Here is a 21714-nt window from a genome sequence, read left to right on the forward strand (position 1 = left end):
TCGACGTCACTTGCGCGCGGCGAGCCGGCGCAGCACGGTGACGATGTTCCGGCCGGCCGGCGGTCCCGCGTCGGCCGGGGCGGGCTCGGCGGGGCTCACGGGCACGGTCCAGGCGAGGCTTCCGGCGCGTACGGTGACCTGCGGCGTGAAGGAGTCGCGCCGCTTGCGGGCCTCGCGGGGCAGCCGCAGCCGGGCGCGGTACTTCCGGCCGGCGCCGGCGGCCTTGCCCGGCTGGGCGACGGCGGAGGCGACGATGCCGGCGGGGCCCTCGACGTCGAGCCGCACCGCGTCCGCGGGCAGCCCGGAGACGGTGGCGCGCACGTCGACGACGAGTTCGTCGCGGCGCGTCACAGCCTGGGCGGCGACGTCGAACCGCTTGGCCGCGTGGTGCTTGATCTCGCCCAGCTCCAGGGTGAGGTGGCCGGTGGAGCGGATCGCGTAGAGGGTGACGACCTGGCCGGAGCCGGCGTGCTTGGGCGCGGCGTGCATCGCCGGCTGCTTGACGAGGGCGTTGTTGTTCTCGTCGCCGAACCGGGTGACGTTGGCGTCGCCCGAGGCCAGCGAGAGGTCCCAGAGCGCCTCGGCGAGCGGCTCGCCGCCGCCCGCGGTCGCCGGGTCGACGTCCAGCCGGAAGTCCTGGTAGCCGGCGTCGTCCCGGTCCCCGGCCACGGTCAGCGGCAGCCGGTGCTCGACGATGCCGCCGCGCTGCTTGAGCAGCATCTCCGGCGGGGCGCTCCAGCCGTCGGGCGCGGGCGCCTTGATCTTCCCGGCGAGGTGGACGACGCCGGAGGCGGGGTCCAGCTCCGCCGTGCCGACCCGGAACGGGATGGGCAGTTCGTCCGTGATGTCGTAGAACTCGTCCGGGATGTTCCTGGCGGGGTCGCGGAAGAACGGGTAACGGGCGTAGACCCGGCCGTTCTCCGCCAGGTGCTCCGCCTCGCGGTCGCCCAGCTTCTTGTGGTACTTCGACGCCGTGAGCAGGTCGTCGAGGTCGCCGCGGCGCACCAGCTCCATCAGCAGCCGCTCCACCGCGGACAGCCGGGCGGCCATGCCCTCGCTGTAGTACTCGTCGAAGAGCCGCCGCATGTCCTCGAACGCCTCGCGCTGGTCCGAGGCGTTCTTCTCGCGGCGCAACTGCCGGATGGTGTGCGGCAGGTCGATGGTGTAGTGCCTGGCCAGCAGGTGGTGGCGCCGCGGGCCCTCCGGCACGTACTCGCCGACCAGCTCGAACATCGCGCGCAGGAAGCGGATCCGCGGCGCGGTGCCCTTGGTGACGGAGGTGTTGTTGCCGCCGTCGTCGCGCTTGACCCAGTACACGCAGTCGTAGTCGGCGATCACGCTGATGCCGTCGGCGTTCAGGTACGCGGCACTGGTGAACGGCTGGTCCTGGCCGACCCGCAGCTCGGGCCGGAACCGCAGCCGGTGCTTCTCGACCAGCTCGCGCCGGAAGAGCTTCATCGGGTTCAGCGTCCAGTACACGCGCGAGCTGAACACGTCGGTACGGGCCAGGTTCTGGTGGTACATGGATGTCGGGGCGTTGCGGCCGTTGACGCCGATCATCTTGCCGACGACCACGTCGGTGCCGTGGGTGTCGGCCAGGCGGACCATCCGCTCCAGCGTCTCGCGGCCGATGTAGTCGTCGGCGTCGAGGAAGAACACGTAGCGGCCCCTGGCCCGCTCCAGACCCACGTTGCGCGGGCCGGCCGGGCCGCCGGAGTTCTCCTGGTGGATGACGGTCATCCCCGGGTTCTCCGCGGCGAGCCGGTCCAGCTCGGCGCCGGTGCCGTCGGTGGACCCGTCGTTGATGACGAGGATCTGGAGCCGGTCGGTGCCGATCGTCTGCTCCAGCACCGAGGTCACGCTGCGGGTGATGTAGGGCATCGAGTTGTACGCGCCCGTGATCACCGTCACGTCGGGTATGGGTCCGGCCGCGGCCGTGTCCGCAGGGGTGGTCATCGTGCGGTTCTCCTTAGACGGCGCGCTCTAGATTGCGGCGCTCGGACTTCTCCGCCAGCGCGCGCACCGCCTCGCCGAAGCGGACGACGGAGGCGGGCTCGTCGGGTCCGAGCAGGTATTCCTTCAGCTCCTCGCGCGCTCCGCGCAGCGGGTCCGCCGCGGGGTCGGGGACGGCGGCGAGCAGCTCGTCGATCCTGGCGGCGTCGGGGGCGAGGATGACCGCCGCCCGTACCGCGGTGTTCTGGCGTGTGAACTCCTGCTCCCCCAGGCCCGCCGAGTCGGTCACCGCGTACGGCTTGCCGCTGGCGATGAAGTCCGACACGACGCTGGAGATGTCCGAGACCATGCCGTGCGAGACGTTGAAGCAGTCGTACAGCCGCGGCCGGTCGCCGGTGACGACCCGGTGCTCCCACCAGCCGAAGGAGCGCCAGTAGGCGTGGTTCCACTCCTCCTTCAGCCGGGCCGCCTCCGCCTCGCGGGCGGGGTCGACCACGGCGTCGCGGGAGGTCTGCGCCTCGTCGGCGGAGTCGTCGGTGAGCCGGCCGAGCCGCTCCAACTGCGCCTCGATACGCGCCAGCTCGGCCCGCGCCGCCTCCCGCTCGCCCTGCTCGGCCGCGGCGGCCCGGACCCAGCGGGGGTCGGCGGCGCGCTGCGTACGGGCCTGCTCGACCATGGCGACGATGCGCTCGTGGGCGGCCTTGGCGAGCGGGCTGACCATGCCGGTGAACGGGTGCGGCTTGTACAGCACGCGCACCGGCGGGTCGGCGGCCAGCAGCCGGCGGACGATGTTCTCGCCGGCCAGCATGAGCGAGGTGTTGCCCGGGTCGTCGGTCCAGCCCTCCCACGTCGGCGCGTAGAGGATGGTGGGGACGCGGTCGGCGGCGGGCACCTCGGCGGGGCGGATCGGCGCCAGTTGCGGGCGGCCGACCTCCACGATGGCGTCGTCGCGGACACCGACGTCGGCCAGCGCGTAGCGGTCGCGCCCGGCCCGGCCCGCGGTCCACACCTCGTCGTAGACCTTGGCGTACGGGTTGATGCTGGCGACCTTGTCGCTGTCGCCGTGGCCGATGAAGACGTGCTTCATCGTGGGCACCCGCAGCAGGTGGATGTTCTTGCCGACGTTCGCGGGGTACAGCGCGACCCGTACCGACGCCAGGTCCATGTTCATCAGGTGCACCGCGGACGGCACGCACGCCACCGGCACGGTGGTGGAGGCCAGACCCGGCAGCGTGTGCTGCTCGCGCACGATGAGCAGCGGCCGCTCGTCCAGCTCCTCCAGCGTCTCCAGCCACATGTTGATCTGGTACGTGGACTCCTTGGTGCCGGAGAAGTAGAGCACCAGGGTCGGCCGGTAGGCCCGCAGCCACTCGTCGAACCACTCCAGCACCGCGTCCCGCTTCGGCGGCAGCGCGCCGGGCCGCAGGTGGTAGGCCACCACGAGGATGTAGAGCACCGTCAGGCCCAGCGTCACGCCCATGCCGGCGTAGCCGTACGCGCCCCGCCCGGTCTCGGCGGCGACGAGCACGCCCGTCACGGCGAAGAGGTCGAGGTGCTGGACCTTCTCGGCGGCCCGGTGGGTGAGCACCCGGGGCGCGGCGTCGGAGATGCCGAGCGGCGCCAGGTCGATGTTGCGGGTGACGACGGGCAGCTTGCGGCGGTTGCGCAGCAGCGTGAGCAGGCCGCTGTGCGGCGCCTGGAGGGTGGCGACGAGGGCGAAGCAGGCGATGGCGTCGTAGCCGAGGGTGTCGCCGGCGACGCCCATCCGGGCCAGCAGCAGCACGAGCAGCAGTTGCCGCAGCATGAAGCGGAGCGTCAGGCCCGCGCGGGCCCGGGAGAGCCGGGTGAGCAGGTAGACGTTGCGGCGGTGCAGGAAGTGGTCGGAGACGTAGCTGACGGCCGCCACCACGGCGAACATGCCGAGGCTCGGTATCAGCGCGGCCACGAGCATCAGCGGGTACGAGGCCAGCATCAGGGCGGCGGCGGCGAACTCCGCCGGGCTGCCGACCCGGACCAGGCGAATCAGTGCCCCCGTCACCGCACACCCGCCTCGGCGCCGCCCTCGCTGCGGTCGAGCACGGCGGCCAGCGCGCGGTCCACGCGCGAACCGCGGGTCGGATCCTGCTGCCGTACGTCGATGACGTGGCCGGTCATCTCCGAGAGCAGCACGTCCAGGGAGGTGCGGGCGACGGCCTCGGAGGCCAGCAGCGAGCCGGCGGGCTCCTCGCCGAACGCCTTGGTGCGCATCGGGGTGGCGGTGCGCTCGGGGTTGATGCAGTTGACGCGGACGCCGTCGCCGGCCCACTCGTCGGCGAGCGCCTGGGTGAGGTTGACGACGGCGGCCTTGGTGGAGGAGTAGAGGCTGTACTCGGCGCGGCCGCGGGTGTAGCTGCTGGAGGTGTAGAGCAGCAGTTGGCCGCGGGTCTCGGCCAGGTACTTGTGGGCGATCCTGGCTATCTGCACCGGGGCGAGGTAGTTGACGCGCAGGGCCTCTTCGAGGGCGGCGTCGTCGGTCTCGGCGAGCCGGCCGATGCGCAGCACGCCGGCGGTGTTGACGACGTAGTCGACGCGGCCGGTCTCGTCGTAGGCGCGGCGCAGCGCGGCCTCGATGTCGGCGGGGTTCTCCACGTGGGTGCCGGTGGTGGAGCGGCCGAGCGGGTAGACGTGGGCGCCGTAGCCGCGGGCCAGCTCGCAGATGTCGCCGCCGATGCCGTACGAGCCGCCGAAGACGACGAGCGTGCGGCCCTCCAGCAGGCGGCGGTGGGCCTCCTCGTCGCTGTGCTCGGGGGCGGAGGTGGAGGCGAGCTGGAAGAGCTTGTCGGCGATGAAGACGTCGACGGGGTGGGTGACCTTCATGTTGTACTCGTCGCCCGCGACCACGTGGATCGGCACGTCCGGCAGGTACTTCAGCACCACCGAGCAGTCGTCGGTGGCCTGGAAGTTCGGGTCGCCCGCGGCCACCTCGTACGCCCGCCGGATGGTGGAGAGCTTGAACGCCTGCGGGGTCTGCCCGCGGCGCAGCCGGGAGCGGTCCGGGACGTCGGTGATGAACTCGCCGTCCTCGCCGTGCCGCCGGGTGACGATGATCGTGTCGGCGGAGGGGATGGCGACGTCCACGGCCTGGTAGCGCTCCAGGGCGGTGACGCAGTCGGCGATGACGCGGGCCGACAGCAGCGGGCGTACGGCGTCGTGGAAGAGGACGTTCGCGTCCTCGCCCTCGGCGAGGTCCGCGCCGATCTCGGCGATGGCGCGCTCGGTGGTCTCGTTGCGGGTGCCGCCGCCCTCCAGCACGCGGCGCACCTTCGTCAGCCCGGCCTTGGCGACGATCCCCTCGACGTCCTCGACGTAGCCGGGGGCCATGAGGACCAGGATCTCGTCGACGCTCTCGGCCTGCTCGAAGACCGTGAGGGTGTGCTCGATCACGGTCTTCCCGGCGATCTTCAGCAGTTGCTTGGGTATGGAGAGCCCCACGCGTTGCCCCGTACCGCCCGCCAGCACCACGGCGGTGGTTCGGATGGCCTGGCCGGACGTACTCGCTGTCGGCTCCGTGGGGGCGCCTGTCGACACTGCTGCTCCTGGTGGTGATCGTGAGCGTCAGCCGAATTCGGGGTGAATTCGGCTCGACTGAAAGACATCCGAATGATGCGCAAAGTTGTACCCGGTTACGAGCTGCGCACGAGATCGTCACCTCCCCGTGATCAGGAGGCCGGGCGGACCGCCCCGCGGCTGCCCCGGCCGAGCCAGCCGAGCAGCGCCCGCACGGGGTTCGCGCTCTCCACCCGTACGGCCTGCAAAGGCAGCTCCGACCTGCTGTTTCCCGCGATCCGCAGGGCCAGGTGCCAGGTGCCGGGCTGGGGCAGCCGGATACGGGCCGTGAACACCTGCTTGCCGCCCGTGCCGGAGGCGGATGTGGCGGTGTTCACACGCTCGTTGGCGGGTGCCGGGACCGCGACGGCGACCGTGCGCCCGTCGCTCTCGCGGGTCGCCGTCAGCTCCAGCGCCACCGCCGGCAGCCGGACGCGGCGCCGGCCGCGGACCGATAACACCCGGGAGTCCCGGCGGTCCTGGGCGACGCTGACGGACCCGGGGCGGATGAAGGAGCGGGCGCCGACCTGGCGGGTGACGTCGAACACGGCGTCGGGCAGGCCGAGGCGGGAGTCGCGGAAGTACGGGTAGTGGGCGAAGACCCGGCCGCCCTCGACGGTGAAGTCGGCGGGCGCCAGCCAGCGCACGGGCTTGGCGCCGCCCGCGCGGTCGAGCGCGTCGCGGCGCCTGCCGATGTACCGGACGACCGCCACCGCCTCGTCGTACAGCCCGCGGCGCACCAGCTCGCTCTGGAGCCGCACGATCGCCGGGAGCTTCGCGATCGCCGTCTCGCTGTACCAGCGGGCGACGGGCTCGTGTAGCGCGGCGAACATCCGGCGGGAGCGGTCGGGGTCGCTCTCGCGCTGCACGCCGCGCAGGGCGCGCTGGAGGTTGACCCCGAAGAGGCGGGTGAGGAGGTGGTCGCGGCGGGGTCCCGCGGGGGTGTTCTCGCCGACGAGGGCGAACATCGCGGCGAGGGTGCCGGAGCCGCCGGGGCTGCCGGGGCGGGGGGCCTTGCGGACGGTGGTGGTGAGGTTGCCGCCGTCGTCGCGGAGCACGTAGTACACGCAGTCGTACGAGGCGAGCACGGAGATCTTCGCCGCGTGCAGGTACGCCTTCGTCACGAAGATCTGGTCCTCGCCGGTACGCAGTTCCTCGGGGAAGCGCAGCCCGTGCCGCTCGATCAGCTCGCGGCGGAACAGCTTCATGGGGTTGAGCACCCAGAAGACCCGGGAGCCGTACAGGTCGGCGTCGGGCTGGTCGCGCTTGAACATCGACGTCGGCGGCTTCCGCCCGCCGACGCCGACGAGCTTGCCGACGACGACGTCCGAGCCGTTCTCGTCGGCCATGGCGGACATCCGCTGGAGCGCCTCGGGTCCCAGGTAGTCGTCGGCGTCGAGGAAGAACACGTAGCGGCCGCGGGCCAGCCGGATGCCGGCGTTGCGCGGGGCCGCGGGGCCGCCGGAGTTCTCCTGGTGCACGACGCGGACGCGCCCCGGGTGCAGTCGGGCGAAGCGGTCCAGCTCCGCGCCGGTGCCGTCGGTCGAGCCGTCGTCGACGGCGACGATCTCGACGGCCTCCGGCGGCAGGCTCTGCCCGAGCACCGATTCGACGCACCTGGTCAGGTACGGCATGGCGTTGTACGCGGCGATGACCACGCTGACGTGCGGCTGCTCCACTGGCCCCCCAGCCCGTTCTCGATGTTGTCCAAGGAGACCGGCCCGGGGGGCGAATGGTTGTCCTGTGTTTCCGTATTCGTAACGGGTTATTCAGACCTTGACGGGCTGCGAACCCGGCTCCAGCGGCGCGTCCGCCGGCTCCTCCGGCTGCTCCGCGGGCGAGGGCGCGTGGTCGTCGACCAGGGTCGCCTCGTCGAACGGCACCCGGCCGGCGAGGACCTGCTCGACCCGGTCCTTGTCGATCTCCTTGGTCCAGGTGCCGATGAGGACCGTGGCCACGGCGTTGCCCGCGAAGTTGGTCAGCGCCCGGGCCTCGCTCATGAACCGGTCGATGCCGACGATCAGGCCGACGCCGTCGACCAGTTCCGGCCGGTGCGACTGGAGCCCGCCCGCCAGGGTGGCCAGGCCGGCGCCGGTGACGCCGGCGGCGCCCTTGGAGGCGACGATCATGAAGACGAGCAGCGAGATCTGCTGGCCGATGGTGAGCGGGTCGCCCATCGCCTCGGCGATGAACAGCGAGGCCATGGTGAGGTAGATGGCGGTGCCGTCGAGGTTGAAGGAGTAGCCGGTCGGCACGGTGATGCCGACGACGGGCTTGGAGACCCCGAGGTGCTCCATCTTCGCGATCAGCCGCGGCAGCGCCGACTCCGAGGAGGAGGTGGAGACGATCAGCAGGAACTCCCGGGCCAGGTACTTCAGCAGCCGGAAGATGTTGATGCCGGTGAAGAACTTCAGCACCAGGCCGAGCACCACGAAGACGAACAGCGCACAGGTGACGTAGAAGCCGATCATGATCATGGCCAGCGACTTCAGCGCGTCCACGCCGGTCTCGCCGACGACCGCGGCGATGGCGCCGAACGCGCCCACCGGGGCCACCCACATGATCATCGCGAGCACCCGGAAGACCAGCCGCTGGATGTGCCCGATGCCGATCAGCACCGGCTCGCCGACGCGGCCCATGGCCTGCAGCGCGAAGCCGACGAGCAGCGCCACGAACAGCGTCTGGAGCACCTCGCCCTCGGTGAAGGCGGAGACCATGGTGTGCGGAATGATCCCGAGCAGGAACTCGGTGGTCGACTCGGCGTCGCCGGCGGCGGCCTGGTCGGCCCCCACGCTGCGGGTCTCGTCGGTGATGTGCAGGCCGTCGCCAGGCTGCACGATGTTGCCGACGACCAGGCCGATGGCCAGCGCGGCGGTGGACATCACCAGGAAGTAGCCCAGCGCCAGCCCGCCGACCGCGCCTACCTTGGCGGCCTTGCGGACCGAGCCGATGCCCAGCACGATCGTGCAGAAGATGATCGGCGAGATCATCATCTTGATCAGGTTGACGAAGCCCTCACCGATCGGTTTGAGCTCCACGGCCGCGTCCGGCGCGGCGAAGCCGACCAGGACGCCGGCCAGGACGGCGACGATGACGGCTAGGTAGAGAAAATGGGTGCGGTCCCGCTTCACGCGGCCCGCCACGGGGGTGGGTGCAGCCACGTCGCTGCCTCCTCACGGCTCGGTTTCCCTGCGGTTCCGGTGAATATGTCGGCCGCCGCGGACGGCGTCACCGTTGCGTTCATTTCGTTCACGTGACCGGTCCGGCGACACTGGAGCCATGCGCCTCCCCCGTCCCCGCAGCCTGGCCGGCCAGCTCTTCGCGATGCAGGTCGTGCTGGTCACGCTCATGGTGGCCGGGGCGGCGGTCTTCATGTACGTCACGGCGCACGACCGCGCGGAGGAGGCGGCGGCCCGGCAGGCGGAGTCCACGGCGCGGTCCGTGGCGGCGGCGCCGGGCGTCGCCGAGGCGGTCACCGGCGACGGCAACCCCTCCGACGTCCTGCAGCCGTACACCGAGCGCGCCCGGCGGGGCACGGCGGTGACCTTCATCACGATCATGGCTCCGGACGGCACCCGCTACACCCACCCCAACCCGGACGTGATCGGCGAGGCGTTCCTCGGCCACACCGCCCGCGCGCTGCGCGGCGAGACCTTCACCGAGACGTACACCGGCACGCTCGGCCCGTCGCTGCGCGTGGTCACGCCGGTACGGGCGGACGACGGGCGGATCGTCGGGCTGGTGAGCGCGGGGATCACCATCAAGACGATCAGCGACGAGGTGCGGCGGCAGCTCATGCCCGTGCTCTACGTCGCGGCGGGCGCGCTGGCGCTGGCGGGGCTCGCCACGTACCTGATCAACGCGCGGCTGCGGCGGCACACGCACGGCATGAACGCCGGTGAGCTGAGCCGGCTGCACGACTACCACCAGGCGACGCTGCACGCGGTCCGCGAGGGCCTGCTGATGCTCGACGGCGCGGGGCGGATCGCGCTGGTCAACGACGGCGCGCGGGAGCTGCTCGGCATGGGTGCCCGCGGCGAGGTGGTGGGCCGCCCGGTCGCGGACCTCGGGCTGCCGGGGCCGCTGACGGAGGCGCTGCTGTCGCCGGGGCCGCGGGTCGACGAGGTGCACCTGACCCGGGACCGCACGGTGGTGGTCAACACCTCGCCGGTCACCGGCGGCGAGCACCGCGGCACGGTCGTCACGCTGCGGGACGTCACGGAGCTGCAGACGCTGACGGGCGAGCTGGACTCGGTACGGGGCTTCGCGGAGGCGCTGCGCTCGCAGGCGCACGAGTCGGCGAACCGGCTGCACGCGGTGGTCTCGCTGATCGAGCTGGGGCGGACGGCGCAGGCGGTGGAGTTCGCGACGTCGGAGCTGGAGCTGGCGCAGACGCTGACGGACCGGGTGACGGGCGCGGTGACGGAACCGGTGCTCGCGGCGCTGCTGCTGGGGAAGGCCGCGCAGGCGAACGAGCAGGGGGTGGAGCTGGTGCTGAGCCCGGACAGCCGCATCGACGACGGCGTGCTCCCGCCGACGCTGCCGCCGCGGGACCTGGTGACGGTGCTGGGCAACCTGATCGACAACGCCGTGGACGCGGCGGCGGAGGGTGCGAGGACCCGTACGGCGTCCGGGATACGGGACACGGCGCAGCCGCAGGTACGGGTCACGGCGCTGGCGGCGGACGGCGAGCTGCTGCTGCGGGTGGCGGACGACGGCCCGGGGGTGGACCCGGGCCGCGCGGAGGAGGTCTTCGCCCGCGGCTGGACCACGAAACGCGCGGGCCCCGCCGGCCGCGGCCTGGGCCTGGCCCTGGTCCGCCAGGCCGCCCGCCGCCACGGCGGCGAGGCCACGCTGACGAGCGGGGAGACGGGCGGCGCGGAGTTCACCGTCCGCCTGCCCCTGGGCCCGCCGGCCTCCCCGGGCGCCCCGGCTCCGGAAACCGGGTGGCCACCGGAGGGAACGGCGACGGCAGCGGCGGAGTCGCCGAGCGGACCGAGCCCGGAAGCCGAGGACCCGCGGGACGGGCCGGCGCCGGAAGCCGGCCCGGCCGAGGGTGCGAAGGACGCGGGAGCCGCACCGCCCGCGGACGTGGCGGAAGCCGGGACGGCCCCGGGCGAGCCGGTCACGGCAGCCCCGGCGGCCGGGAGCGGGCCCGCCGCGGAAACCGCGGCACAGCCGCGGGACCCGGCCGACAGCGGCGCCGCCGCGTCGGCGCCCCGGGTCCCCGCGGCGCGCAACCCGGCCGACGACACCCCGCGCCGGCACCGGCCGACCGGACCCGCCGACCCACCCACCGCACGGCCGGATCCCGGCGACTCCGCTTCCGACCCTCTCCGCCCCGCGGGCCCCTCCGCTCCCGCACGGGCCGCCCGGCCCGCGAACGCGCCCGAACCGCCCGCGCGTTCGGCTCCCCGGACCCGCGCCGGCCACCCGTACCCCCGGCGCCCCGCGGACGCCGACCGCCGGGGTGACCGGTGACCGCTCCCGGGCGCTCCGCGCCGATCCGCGTGCTCGTCGTCGAGGACGATCCCGTCGCCGCCGATGCGCATCGGCTCTACGTCCAGCGCGTGCCCGGGTTCGCCGTCGCCGGGGCCGCGCGGTCGCGGGCCGAGGCGGCCAGGATCCTCGACCAGGTGCCCGTCGACCTGATCCTGCTCGACCTCTACCTCCCCGACGGCCACGGCCTCGCCCTGCTCCGCTCGTTGCGTACCGCGGGGCACGCCGCCGACGTCATCGCCGTCACCTCCGCCCGCGACCTGGCCGTGGTCCGCGAAGGGGTGTCCCTCGGCGTCGTGCAGTACGTGCTGAAGCCGTTCGCCTTCGCCACCCTGCGCGACCGCCTCGTCCGCTACGCCGAGTTCCACGCCGCCTTCGGCGAGGCCGGCGGCCAGGACGAGGTGGACCGCGCGCTCGCCGCGCTCCGCGCCCCGGCGCAGGCCGCGTTGCCCAAGGGGCTCTCGGGCCCCACCCTCGCCGCCGTCACCGACGCCCTGCGCCGGGCGGGCGACGACGGCCTCACGGCCACCGCCGCCGGCGAGGCCACCGGCACGTCGCGCATCACCGCCCGCCGCTATCTGGAGCACCTGGCGGAGACCGGCCATGCCGTCCGCGCCCCGCAGTACGGCCAAGTGGGCCGCCCCGAGCTCCGCTACCGCTGGTCCGGCTCCCGCCCCTGACGGCCCGTCACGCGGCTCCGCGCGAAAACTTCCGGGCCCGGCGACGGCTGAAATCAGTCGGTACAGCACGGGAAACCGTCGGTACAACAACGTTGTCACCGATACGGGACAGCCCTTGTCAGAAGGATTGACCGGACATCCGGACAGCCGTACTTTCTCCGCATCCTCGCCCGAGCCGCAGGGAGGTCCCGCCGTGCACCGCCCCGTTTCCCCCATGCTCGCCACCGCGCTCACCGCCGTCCTCGCCGCCACCGCGCTCTCCGCCTGTGGAGACTCCGGGAGCGATCCGGACACGATCAGAATCCAGTTCAAGAAGTCCACCGACGCCAAGAACAAGATCTTCGACCGCGAGATCGAGGCGGTGAAGAAGGAGTTCGAGGAGAAGTTCCCGGGCAAGAAGGTCGAACTGATCCCCGTTCAAGTGCCTGACGAGCAGTACTACACCAAGGTCCAGCAGATGCTGCGGTCCCCCAAGACCGCCCCCGACCTGGTGTACGAGGACACCTTCCTGATCAACTCCGATATCGCCGCGGGGCTGCTCACGCCCCTCGACGACTACCTCGAGGACTGGAAGGACTGGGGCCAGTACATCGACACGGCGAAGACCGCCGCGCAGGGCCAGGACGGCAAGACGTACGGCGTCCCGGACGGCACCGACACCCGCGGGCTCTGGTACAACAAGGAGCTCTTCGCCGAGGCCGGACTCCCCGTCGACTGGCAGCCGAAGACCTGGGACGACGTCCTGGACGCCGCCCGCACCATCAAGCGCGAACTGCCCGACGTCATCCCGCTGAACGTCTACACCGGCAAGCCCGCCGGCGAGGCCGCGTCCATGCAGGGCTTCGAGATGCTGCTGTACGGCACGGGCGCCGACCCGCTGTACGACCCGAAGTCGAAGAAGTGGGTCGCCGGCAGCCAGGGCTTCACCGACGCCCTCGACTTCGTGCACACCGTCTACAACGACGGCCTCGGCCCCGACCCGCAGGACGCCCTCGACCCCAACGTCGGCACCAAGGTCGGCACCGAGTGGCTGCCCGAGGGCAAGCTCGCCATCGACCTCGACGGCTCCTGGATGTCGAACAACTGGCTGGAGACCGGCCCGAAGCCGTGGCCGGAGTGGACCGAGGTGCTCGGCCAGGCCGCCATGCCCACCCAGAACGGCGAGGCGCCCGGACGGGTCAGCATGTCCGGCGGCTGGGCCTGGTCCATCCCCGCCAAGGCCAACAACCCCGACCTGGCCTTCGAGTTCATGAAGGTCGCCCAGTCGCGGAAGAACAACACCCGGCTGACCATCGCCAACGGCCAGATCGCCGTCCGCGAGGACGTCGCCGCCGACCCGGAGTACCAGGCGTACGTCCCGGGCGTCGAGTTCTTCACCGGCCTGGTCGAGGACACCCACTACCGCCCGGCGCTGCCGGTCTACCCGCAGGTCTCCACCGCCATCCAGGAGGCCATGGAGCAGGTCACCACGGGCGACGCCTCCGCCGAGGAAGCCGCCGGGGGCTATGACGAACAGCTCGATTCGATCACCGACGGCGAGGTGGTCGAGAAGTAGCCGCCCGAGCAGCCCGAGAGGCCATGGTGAGCAAGCACACCCCCGCCCCCGCCGGGCCCCGGGACGCCGCCGGTGCGGCGCGCGTCCCCGGCCAGGCGGGCGGCGGCCGCCGCCGCACCGGACCTGCGAAGCACCCGCAGCCGCCCCGCTCCGTGCTGCGCGCGCTGCTGCGGGCGCTGCCCGTGGGTCCCTCCCTCGTCCTGATGCTGCTGTTCCTGGCGGGCCCCATCGCGTACTGCGTGTGGATCGCCTTCACCGACCTGCAGTTGTCGGGCCAGGCCGAGTCGTCGTTCGTCGGTCTGGAGAACTTCCGTACCGCCTTCGACGACGAGGGTTTCATCAACGCCGTCTGGCTGACGCTGGTGTTCACGATCCTGTCGTCGATCGTCGGCCAGAACACGCTCGGACTCGCGCTCGCGTCGCTGATGCAGCGGGCCTCGAAGACGGTGCGCACCGTCACCGGCGCCATCGTCATCACCGCCTGGGTGGTGCCCGAGGTCGTCGCCGGCTTCCTGCTCTACGCCTTCTTCCGCCGCGAGGGCACACTCAACTCCGTACTGGACTGGCTCCATCTGCCCAGCCAGAACTGGCTGTACACGCTGCCGATCCTGGCCGTGTCGTTCGCCAACATCTGGCGCGGCACGGCGTTCTCGATGCTCGTGTACTCCGCCGCGCTCTCCGAGATCCCCAAGGAGATCACGGAGGCGGCGGAGGTCGACGGCGCGGGCGGCTGGCGGAAGCTGTGGCACGTCACGCTGCCGATGATCAGGCGCTCGATCGCCACCAACCTGATGCTCAACACCCTGCAGACGCTCTCGGTCTTCGGGCTGATCTGGGCGATGACCCGCGGCGGCCCCGGCGACCGCAGCCAGACGCTGCCGCTGTTCATGTACGAGCAGGCGTTCAAGAACAACCTGCTCGGCTACGGCACGGCGGTGGCCCTGCTCCTGCTGCTGGTGGGCGCCCTGTTCTCGCTGGTGTACATGCGGATGCTGCGTACGGAGGTATGAGCGATGCCCACGTCCACGCTCACCCGCGACACCCCGCCGCCCGGCACCCCCGCGCCCCGCAAGCGCGGCCCGGGCCGCAGGCCGGGCGCGCGCCGGAACAGCCGGCGGCTGGCGGCCGACCTGTGCCTGCTGCTGGCGGCGCTGGCGTTCGTACTGCCGCTGGCCTGGCTGCTCTTCTCGTCCGTCGACGCCGACTCGGGCCTGACCGCCCGGCCGCCGACGGACGTCACCTGGGACAACTTCGACGCGGTGATGACCACGGACATCACCTTCCGCCCGCTGCTCAACAGCCTGATCCTGTGCGGCTCCGCGACGGCCGTCACGGTCGTCGCGGCGGCGCTGGCGGCGTACCCGCTGTCGCGCTTCAGCTCGCGGCTGAACCGCCCCTTCATGCTGACGATCCTCTTCACCACCAGCCTGCCGATCACCGCCATCATGGTCCCGGTCTACGGGCTGTTCGTGCAGATCAACCTCATCGACACCATGTCCGGCACGGCGTTCTTCCTGGCCAGCTCGCAACTGCCGTTCGCGATCTGGCTGATGAAGAACTTCATGGACGGGGTGCCGAAGGTGCTGGAGGAGGCGGCCTGGACGGACGGCGCGTCGTCGATGCAGGCGCTGGTGCGGGTCATCCTGCCGCTGATGGGCCCGGGCGTCGTGGTGGTGACGGTCTTCTCGTTCATCATGATGTGGGGGAACTTCTTCGTCCCCTTCATGCTGCTGCTCAGCCCGGACCAGATGCCCGCCTCCGTCTCGATCTTCGAGCTCTTCGGCAACATGGGCTCTGTGGTCTACGGGGAGCTGGCCGCCTTCTCGATCATCTACTCGGCGCCGGCGGTGCTGCTGTACGTGCTGATCGCCCGCCGCCTCGGCGGCGGCTTCGCGCTGGGCGGCGCGGTGAAGGGCTGACGGTGCGGGGGCGGGGTGCGGTGAAGGGCAGACCGGGGCCTGGCCGGCCCTCCACCGCCGCCCGCGGCGGCCGCGCGGCGCGCCTGGCGGGAAGCCCGCCGGACGTGTCCCTTACGGCCACGGGGACGGACCTGCCCGGCGGCGTCAGCCGCCGATGTTGACGTCGATGCAGGCGTAGAAGGCGTTCCCGGTGTCGGCGACGTTCCACACGGCGAGCACCTTCTGCTTGCCGGTGATCCCGCCGAAGTCGACGGAGTGGCTGAACTCGGCCGGCGGCTGGGCGCCGCCGTCGTCGAACTCCGCGACCTTCTGGCCGCCGACGAAGTACTGCCAGGTGCTCGTGCGGTGCCTGGCCGTGATCTTCCAGTCGAACGTCGTGGTGCTGCCGACGTTGGTGACGTTCCAGCCGCGGTTGTCGTCGTCCAGTTCGCCGAAGCCCTGGTTCCCGCCGCTGCAGCTCGTCAGGCCCTTGGGCCCCTCGACGCTCTGCGGCTCGTACTTGATGCCGCCGCACGGGACGACGCCCTGCGCGCACTGCTGCTGACGGCTCGGCGGGCTGGTGATCCAGCCGTGGGCGCTCGCCTGCTGGCTGGGCAGGGCCAGGAGGAGCAGCGGCGCTACGCCGGCGCCGACGACGGCGGCACGTGTCGCACTGCGGCGTTTGCTGGCAGGCTTGGTCCTGCGGTGCATACAACTCTCCTTGCGTGGGGGGTCATTGGTCTAGACTTTAGCTCTTGGCCGTCCACCGTCAACCCCTCCGGCCCCACGCGCATCCCGCCGCAGCTTCGGCGGAACGCACGGTTGATAACGGGGTGCACCACTACCTACGGTGACGGTGTGACGACACAGGTGCCCGGCCCCGGCGCCGGCCCGCCGGAACATCAGCCGCCCTTCGACCCCGAGGCGGCCCGCCGATTACGCCGCGCCCTGGGCCTCGGTCACGACCACGTCGCCTACGGCATGCGCGCCGCGTACGGCCTGGCCGTACCCGCCGCCGCGGTCGCCGACTGGGAGAAGGGCCACGCCCGCCCCTCGCGCACCGAACTCGACGCCCTGGCCGGCGCGTTGTGGTGCACACCGGCCGACCTGATGGGCTCCCCCACGTCGCTCCACGCCCACCGCCGCGCCCACGGCCTGCCCCTGGACGACGTGGCCCGGCACATCGGCATGGACCCCGCCACGTACCTCAGCGCGGAGCGCACCGGCCGCTGGCCCGGCACCGAGTCCCAGGCCACCCGGCTCGCCTACCTCCTCCGCCTCCCGCTGCCCGACCTGCTGGACCTCACCGGCCGCAGCGAACCCCTGGCCCGCCACCTCCGCGACGCCGCCACCACCCGCTGGCAGCCCCAGGTCCGCCCGGTCGCCCGCCTCACCCGCCTCCCCCGCCGCCCCCTGGAACGCGCCCTGAGCACCCTCCACGAGGAGTACCAGACCCGCACCGCCGCGGCCCGCAACTGGGGCGACGGCCCCCCGCCGGAATCCGCGGCGGGAGTGACGACGTACCTCCAGCAGGTGCTCCCCCGCTTCTGGGAACTCCTCCGCAACTGACGGTGGCCGGCGGGCGATGACGCCGGCGGACGGTGCTGCGCGGACAGTCGCCGGTCCCCGGGAGCACAAGGGGCCGCAGGCTATGCTCGGCGGGAACCCGCGGGTGACGTGACACAGCCCCGCCGGGGACGGTCCGGGTCCTCGCCGCGGGACGCGTACCGGCCCGGCCGCTCGCCTTCCGCATCCGCATCCCTGGGAGTTCCGACGGACACCGAACTGACCGCCGTCGCCGCCGAGACCATCAGGACCGCGCGGCTCGACCTGCTGCCGCTGCGCGTCGGGCACGCCGACGAGATGGCCGGCGTGCTCTCCGACCCTGCGCTCTACGCGTTCACCGGCGGCTCGCCGCCCGCGCTCGGCGAACTGCGGGCGCGCTACGTGCGGTTGGCCGCCGGGGCGCCCGGGGGCGGGACGGTGTGGGGGAACTGGGTGCTGCGGGTGCGCGCGGACGGCGGGCTCTGCGGGTACGTGCAGGTGACGATCCGCGAGGAGGTCGCCGAGGTCGCCTGGGTGGTGGGGACGCCGTGGCAGGGCCGCGGCTACGCCGGTGAGGCCGCCCGGGGGCTCGTCGCGCGGCTGCGGAGGCTGCCGTTGCGGGCCGTCGTCGCGCACGTCCACCCCGGCCACCGCGCCTCCGCGGCCGTCGCGGCGGCCGCGGGTCTTGAGCGTACGGACCTCGTCCAGGACGACGAGGTCGTCTGGCGCCTCGACCTCACCTCGCCGCCACCGCCCGCCGCCCGCTAGCGGCCGATGCCGTCCAGTTCCGCCATGTCCGCCCGGGAGAGCGCGAGTTCCGCCCCCGCGGTGTTCTCGCGCAGGTGGGCCACCGAGGACGTACCGGGAATGAGCAGGATGTTGGGCGACCGCCGCAGCAGCCACGCCAGCGCGACCGCCATCGGCGTCGCCTCCAGCCGCGTGGCCACCGCGGACAGCGCCGTGGACTGCAGCGGGGTGAAGCCGCCGAGCGGGAAGAAGGGCACGTAGGCGATGCCCTGGGCGGCGAGTTCGCCGATCAGCTCGTCGTCCTGGCGGTGGGCGAGGTTGTACATGTTCTGTACGCACACCACCGGCGCGATCGACCGCGCCTCGGCGACCTGCTCCGCCGTCGCGTTGCTCACCCCGAGGTGCCGGATCAGGCCCTGCGACCGCAGTTCCGCCAGGGTCCCGAAAGCCTCGGCGAGCGAGCCCGGCCTGGGGCCCTGGACGTCGCCGAGGCGGAGGTTGACCACGTCGAGGGCGTCGAGGCCGAGGTCGTCCAGGTTCTCGCGGACGGACGCGCGCAGTTCCTCGGGGCGCCGGGCCGGCGGCCAGCCGCCCTGCGCGTCGCGGACCCCGCCGACCTTGGTCACGATGTGCAGGGACGCCGGGTAGGGGTGCAGGGCCTCGCGGATGAGCCGGTTGGTGACGCGCGGTCCGTACGCGCCCGCGGTGTCGATGTGGGTGATCCCGAGGGCCACCGCCTCCCGCAGGACGGCGAGCGCGCCGCCGCGGTCGGCGGGCGGGCCCATGACCCCGGGTCCCGCGAGCTGCATGGCGCCGTAGCCGACGCGGCTGACGGTCAGATCGCCGAGGGTCCAGGTGCCGCCGGGAGGCGGGGCGGAGGGGGTGTGCATGGCTGTGCCTTCGCTGTCGGGGCGGTAGCGGGCCGTCCGGCCCGTGCCGTCGATGCTCGCCCGAGGGCGCGCGGCGCGGCCAATACCGACACGGCCGCCCCTCATACCCGGCGGGTATCACCGACGTAGCCTGGATGCGTGGACACCCTGGAGACCCGCGAGCTGCGCTACTTCGTCGCCGTGGCCGAGGAACTGCACTTCGGCCGCGCCGCCGGCCGCCTCGGCATCGCCCAGCCGCCGCTGTCCCGGGCGGTCCAGCAGCTCGAACGGCGCCTCGGCGTCCGGCTGCTGGAGCGCGACCGGCGCGGCGTCGCCCTGACCGCGGCCGGCGAGACGCTGCTGCACGAGGGCCGCGCCGCCCTCGCCGCGACCACCGCTGCCGCCCGCCGCACCCGCCGCGCGGGCGGCGCCGACGGCCCGGGCGCCTCGCCCGACCGGCTGGTGCTCGCGGTGAAGGCCGCCGCGTCCCACGAACTGCTGCACAAGCTCCTCGACGCCTACGCCGCCGAACCCGGCGCGGCCGACGTCGAGGTGCTGCCCAGCGGCACCTGCGAACAGGGGGAGATGCTGCGCGACGGCCGCGCCGACGTGGCGCTCATGCACGCCCCGTTCAACTCGCTGGCCGGCTTCGACAGCGAGGAGCTGACGAGCGAGGGCCAGATCGCCATCCTGCCCGCCGCCCATCCCCTCGCCGCGCGTACGGCCCTGACCCTGGCGGACATCGCCGACGTCCCCGGCCTCCCGCTCGCCCGCTGGACCCGCGACGCGCCGGGTCCAGGACCCGAGATCCACGACCAGACGCAACTGGCCCAGTTGATCGCGCTCGGCCGCACCGCCGCCGTCTTCCCCGACTCCGCCCGCGCCTGGCTCTGGGCCGAGCACACCGCCGTCCCGCTGACCGACGCGCCGCCGGTGGTCACGCACATCGCCTGGCCCGCGCACAGCCGCTCGCTCGCCCTCGCGCTCCTGGTCCGTACCGCCACCCGGCTGTGACGCGCTCGGACCGCCGCGCTACTCCTCCACCTGCGCCCGCTGCCAGGCCAGATAGTCCGCGACCAGCTCCGGCGGGTTCGCCTCCGCGGTGAGCGGGATCTGCTCCTCCGGATCGTCCATGTCGAACAGCACCACGGGCAGCGGCCGCCCCAGCACCTCCTCGACGCGCCCCGTCTCGTGCAGATGCCGCGCCACGTCCACGCAGTCCTCGGCGAAGTCCGCGCACAGCAGGTCGTACACCGCGGACCACCGGTCCGAAAACTGCTCCTCGTCCTCGAACCACAGCCCCTTCGCGGTCGCCTCCGCGCGGTGCAGCACGGTGCCCACGGGATCCTCCGGCACGTGCCCGACCCGCTCGAACCCGTCGAGGATCCAGTACGCGTACGACCACCGCACCTCGCCGTCGGGATCCAGCTCCCCGCGGGCGGCCTCGCGCTCGCGGCGGATCTGCGCCTCGGTGTTGTAGCCGACCTGCACGTACGGATAGCGGGCGTCCTGGTCGACGCGGTACATCTGCAGGGCGACGACGTAGATCTCGGGTCTCAGCTCCACCGGAAACGTGTCGAGGATCCGGTACGCCTCCTGCTTCAGATGCTGCCGAAACGACATCTCCGCCCACCCTTCCCGGCGACCCGTCCGCCCCTACCGTACGACCGACTGGATCTCCCGCACGTCGAGTTCCTGCGTGGCCTCGATGATCCCGGTCGGCAGCGGTTCGTCCGTCGTGCCGTCCGAGGCGCTCCAGGTCACCCGCCAGGTGACGGAGGCGGTGAAGTCATAGGGGCCGGTGCTCTCGGAGGACCGGAGATAGGTCACCCCACACGGCGGCACCTTGTCGGCGTTCCCCTTCCGGTACGGGGCCCCGACGCCCCCGTCACCGTCCATCGCACACTCACCGCCGCCGGGGTGCAGTTCGGCGTCGTCGGTACCGGGATCGATGGTCAGCGAGACGGGGGTGGCGGTGGTCTCGACCCACAGCCCGAGGGCGGGCACTTCGGCCCGTGCAGTCACCGGCCGGAACTCGGCGCCGTCCAGCCACACCCAGGTCGGAAGGTTGACGACCTGCTCCCCCTCGGGCCGCAGCTCGGCCTCGGTGTCGGGCACGATCATCCGCTCGTAGGCGAGTTCGGCAAGCATCCTGGGATCGATGGCCTGCCCCTGTGCCCAACCGGGCGGAGGCTCCTCGTTGTCCACCCAGAACGGCACCTCGCTGCATGCGCTCCGAGCGAGGAAGTTCTCTTCAGCCGGGTTCGGTACGCCGGCCCAGAACATCCCCTCCCCGTCGTTCTCGACGTTCCAGTCCTTGAAGCCCGGGTGCCTCGGCCAGCTATAGCCGTCCTCGTAGTGCCTGAGCAACACCGCCAGGCCGCTGCCCGGGTGGCCGGTCATCCCCGGCTTCCCCATCTGCTTCTCCAGGGACTTCTTGGTCACCCGCTTGAAGTCCTTGGCGCCGAGATAAGGGGCGTACCAGCACGGCGGCGGATCCCAATCCGCGGTGGTGGGTGTGAGGTTCCCCGGCTCCCGGCCGTCGTCCTCCACCGCACCGGAGAACTTGATGCCACCGCCCGTGCTGGCCCAGATCTCGTTATCGCTGGCACCGGCATCGGACCCCGGGTCCGTGCTGACGTCGGCGCGTGCCGGGGAGCCTGCCGACAGCAGGAGTCCGATCCCCACGAGGAGCGATAACCCTCTCGTCATCCTTCGTGCTACTCCCTGCACTGTGTCGCCTCCGTCTCGACCTCGATGCTGGTGGCCTGCCAGACGTCGTCCCGGCCCAGGGACGTGCCCATCGCGACCCGGTAGTACAGGAAGCTGGAGTCGCTCTCCTCGGTGCGCAGCACCTTCCCCGAGTCGATCTCCTTGCTGAACATCTCCGCCTGGTTGGCACAGAACGACAGCGCGACCGCGGTCGCGTGCGTCTCCCTTTCGAGCCGGTAGAAGCGCTGCGTGCCCGTCAGGGTGACGCCTGCCTCAAGGCTCTGCTCGACCTGGTCCTGCGCGTACGTCAGAGCTTGGCCTCGTCCGTAGAACTGAGCCGCCGGATCCGCATGCGACTGCTCGGTGACACCGCGGAAGATGCTCCGGAGGTAGTTCTGTGCGTCGCGCTGCGCCACGATCTCGTCCGGATTCGACGGCTCGGCCCAGTCGAAGACCAGTTCCACGTCTTTTGGCAGCGATACGTCCGGCGCCCCCTCCGGCGCCTCTTCCTCCGGCTTCGGCGATTCCGGCGCATCGGACGACGAGTCCTTCGCCCCTTGGATCTTCCCCGACTTGCCGTCGCCGGAGCCGGAATCCCCGCACGCGGTGAGCGTCAGCGCCGCAGCCGTCGCGAGGGCGGCGGCCGTCAGGGCAGTGCGTGTGCGCATGGC

Annotated in this window: 18 protein-coding genes; 8 read left to right on the forward strand and 10 right to left on the reverse strand. The window is 72.4% G+C overall.

Annotation, left to right across the window (positions count from 1 at the left end; genetic code table 11):
• Nucleotides 1-6 precede the first annotated feature (6 nt).
• From ACFYVJ_RS23835 to ACFYVJ_RS23855, 5 genes are all read right to left on the reverse strand, one after another.
• A complete protein-coding gene (locus ACFYVJ_RS23835; RefSeq protein WP_388894847.1) occupies nt 7-1956 on the reverse strand; it encodes a glycosyltransferase family 2 protein in 1950 nt (649 codons plus the stop codon).
• A 13-nt stretch (nt 1957-1969) separates the two neighbouring features.
• Nucleotides 1970-3991 (reverse strand): hypothetical protein, encoded by a 2022-nt coding sequence (locus ACFYVJ_RS23840; protein WP_388894850.1) that lies wholly within the window; start codon nt 3989-3991, stop codon nt 1970-1972.
• Nucleotides 3988-5520 (reverse strand): SDR family NAD(P)-dependent oxidoreductase, encoded by a 1533-nt coding sequence (locus tag ACFYVJ_RS23845; RefSeq protein ID WP_388894853.1) that lies wholly within the window; start codon nt 5518-5520, stop codon nt 3988-3990. Before ACFYVJ_RS23845 ends, ACFYVJ_RS23840 begins: the two co-directional genes overlap by 4 nt.
• 131 nt (nt 5521-5651) lie before the next feature.
• Nucleotides 5652-7217, reverse strand: a complete 1566-nt coding sequence (locus tag ACFYVJ_RS23850) for a glycosyltransferase family 2 protein (RefSeq protein ID WP_388894856.1) — start codon at nt 7215-7217, stop codon at nt 5652-5654.
• Nucleotides 7218-7307: 90 nt separating this feature from the next.
• Nucleotides 7308-8681: a cation:dicarboxylate symporter family transporter gene (locus tag ACFYVJ_RS23855; RefSeq protein ID WP_388895062.1), complete on the reverse strand. Its 1374-nt coding sequence runs from the start codon at nt 8679-8681 to the stop codon at nt 7308-7310.
• 136 nt (nt 8682-8817) lie between these two features.
• Between ACFYVJ_RS23855 and ACFYVJ_RS23860 the strand changes: the two genes are divergently transcribed.
• The 5 genes from ACFYVJ_RS23860 (at nt 8818) to ACFYVJ_RS23880 (ending at nt 15191) form a co-directional block, all read left to right on the forward strand.
• Nucleotides 8818-11019 (forward strand): ATP-binding protein, encoded by a 2202-nt coding sequence (locus ACFYVJ_RS23860; protein ID WP_388894859.1) that lies wholly within the window; start codon nt 8818-8820, stop codon nt 11017-11019.
• On the forward strand, nt 11016-11717 hold the full coding sequence (locus ACFYVJ_RS23865; protein WP_388894862.1) for a response regulator: 702 nt from the start codon (nt 11016-11018) through the stop codon (nt 11715-11717). The genes ACFYVJ_RS23860 and ACFYVJ_RS23865 overlap by 4 nt, the downstream gene beginning before the upstream one ends.
• Before the next feature lie 214 nt (nt 11718-11931).
• Nucleotides 11932-13272 carry an ABC transporter substrate-binding protein gene (locus tag ACFYVJ_RS23870; protein WP_388895065.1) on the forward strand — a complete coding sequence of 447 codons (1341 nt, stop codon included), beginning with the start codon at nt 11932-11934 and terminating at the stop codon, nt 13270-13272.
• Nucleotides 13273-13295: 23 nt separating this feature from the next.
• Nucleotides 13296-14282: a carbohydrate ABC transporter permease gene (locus tag ACFYVJ_RS23875; protein ID WP_388894865.1), complete on the forward strand. Its 987-nt coding sequence runs from the start codon at nt 13296-13298 to the stop codon at nt 14280-14282.
• A 3-nt stretch (nt 14283-14285) separates the two neighbouring features.
• On the forward strand, nt 14286-15191 hold the full coding sequence (locus ACFYVJ_RS23880; protein WP_388894867.1) for a carbohydrate ABC transporter permease: 906 nt from the start codon (nt 14286-14288) through the stop codon (nt 15189-15191).
• Nucleotides 15192-15335: 144 nt separating this feature from the next.
• Here ACFYVJ_RS23880 and ACFYVJ_RS23885 read toward each other — a convergent pair whose 3' ends face one another.
• Nucleotides 15336-15881, reverse strand: a complete 546-nt coding sequence (locus ACFYVJ_RS23885) for a lytic polysaccharide monooxygenase auxiliary activity family 9 protein (protein ID WP_388894870.1) — start codon at nt 15879-15881, stop codon at nt 15336-15338.
• Nucleotides 15882-16151: 270 nt separating this feature from the next.
• On the opposite strand from ACFYVJ_RS23885, the gene ACFYVJ_RS23890 reads away from it, so the two are divergent.
• Nucleotides 16152-16739, forward strand: coding sequence for a helix-turn-helix domain-containing protein (locus tag ACFYVJ_RS23890; RefSeq protein ID WP_388895068.1), 588 nt, complete (start codon nt 16152-16154; stop codon nt 16737-16739).
• Nucleotides 16740-16955: 216 nt separating this feature from the next.
• Entirely contained in the window at nt 16956-17483 is a 528-nt protein-coding gene (locus tag ACFYVJ_RS23895; RefSeq protein ID WP_388895071.1) for a GNAT family N-acetyltransferase, read from the forward strand.
• Here ACFYVJ_RS23895 and ACFYVJ_RS23900 read toward each other — a convergent pair.
• Nucleotides 17480-18352: an oxidoreductase gene (locus ACFYVJ_RS23900; protein ID WP_388894872.1), complete on the reverse strand. Its 873-nt coding sequence runs from the start codon at nt 18350-18352 to the stop codon at nt 17480-17482. The two genes, ACFYVJ_RS23895 and ACFYVJ_RS23900, sit on opposite strands and share 4 nt — an antisense overlap.
• Before the next feature lie 138 nt (nt 18353-18490).
• Here ACFYVJ_RS23900 and ACFYVJ_RS23905 point away from each other — a divergent pair, with 138 nt between their 5' ends.
• A complete protein-coding gene (locus ACFYVJ_RS23905; protein WP_388894875.1) occupies nt 18491-19345 on the forward strand; it encodes a LysR family transcriptional regulator in 855 nt (284 codons plus the stop codon).
• Nucleotides 19346-19363: 18 nt separating this feature from the next.
• Here the strand turns inward: ACFYVJ_RS23905 and ACFYVJ_RS23910 are convergent, their stop codons facing one another.
• From ACFYVJ_RS23910 to ACFYVJ_RS23920, 3 genes are read right to left on the reverse strand one after another with little or no spacing between them, the layout of a single operon-like run.
• Nucleotides 19364-19954 carry a hypothetical protein gene (locus ACFYVJ_RS23910; RefSeq protein ID WP_388894878.1) on the reverse strand — a complete coding sequence of 197 codons (591 nt, stop codon included), beginning with the start codon at nt 19952-19954 and terminating at the stop codon, nt 19364-19366.
• Nucleotides 19955-19987: 33 nt separating this feature from the next.
• Nucleotides 19988-21043, reverse strand: coding sequence for a hypothetical protein (locus ACFYVJ_RS23915; protein ID WP_388894881.1), 1056 nt, complete (start codon nt 21041-21043; stop codon nt 19988-19990).
• An 8-nt stretch (nt 21044-21051) separates the two neighbouring features.
• Complete coding sequence (locus ACFYVJ_RS23920; RefSeq protein ID WP_388894883.1) at nt 21052-21711, reverse strand: hypothetical protein; 660 nt, start codon at nt 21709-21711, stop codon at nt 21052-21054.
• Nucleotides 21712-21714: the final 3 nt, after the last annotated feature.

The sequence above is a fragment of the Streptomyces sp. NPDC004134 genome, from assembly GCF_042874195.1.
Taxonomy (GTDB): Bacteria; Actinomycetota; Actinomycetes; order Streptomycetales; family Streptomycetaceae; genus Streptomyces.

Bases quoted from the DNA above. Each gene is read 5' to 3' on its own strand.
- ACFYVJ_RS23835 (WP_388894847.1), bottom strand. From the start codon at position 1,956: ATGACCACCCCTGCGGACACGGCCGCGGCCGGACCCATACCCGACGTG.
- ACFYVJ_RS23860 (WP_388894859.1), top strand. From the start codon at position 8,818: ATGCGCCTCCCCCGTCCCCGCAGCCTGGCCGGCCAGCTCTTCGCGATG.
- ACFYVJ_RS23870 (WP_388895065.1), top strand. From the start codon at position 11,932: ATGCTCGCCACCGCGCTCACCGCCGTCCTCGCCGCCACCGCGCTCTCC.
- ACFYVJ_RS23875 (WP_388894865.1), top strand. From the start codon at position 13,296: ATGGTGAGCAAGCACACCCCCGCCCCCGCCGGGCCCCGGGACGCCGCC.
- ACFYVJ_RS23880 (WP_388894867.1), top strand. From the start codon at position 14,286: ATGCCCACGTCCACGCTCACCCGCGACACCCCGCCGCCCGGCACCCCC.
- ACFYVJ_RS23885 (WP_388894870.1), bottom strand. From the start codon at position 15,881: ATGCACCGCAGGACCAAGCCTGCCAGCAAACGCCGCAGTGCGACACGT.
- ACFYVJ_RS23890 (WP_388895068.1), top strand. From the start codon at position 16,152: ATGCGCGCCGCGTACGGCCTGGCCGTACCCGCCGCCGCGGTCGCCGAC.
- ACFYVJ_RS23900 (WP_388894872.1), bottom strand. From the start codon at position 18,352: ATGCACACCCCCTCCGCCCCGCCTCCCGGCGGCACCTGGACCCTCGGC.
- ACFYVJ_RS23910 (WP_388894878.1), bottom strand. From the start codon at position 19,954: ATGTCGTTTCGGCAGCATCTGAAGCAGGAGGCGTACCGGATCCTCGAC.
- ACFYVJ_RS23915 (WP_388894881.1), bottom strand. From the start codon at position 21,043: ATGACGAGAGGGTTATCGCTCCTCGTGGGGATCGGACTCCTGCTGTCG.
- ACFYVJ_RS23920 (WP_388894883.1), bottom strand. From the start codon at position 21,711: ATGCGCACACGCACTGCCCTGACGGCCGCCGCCCTCGCGACGGCTGCG.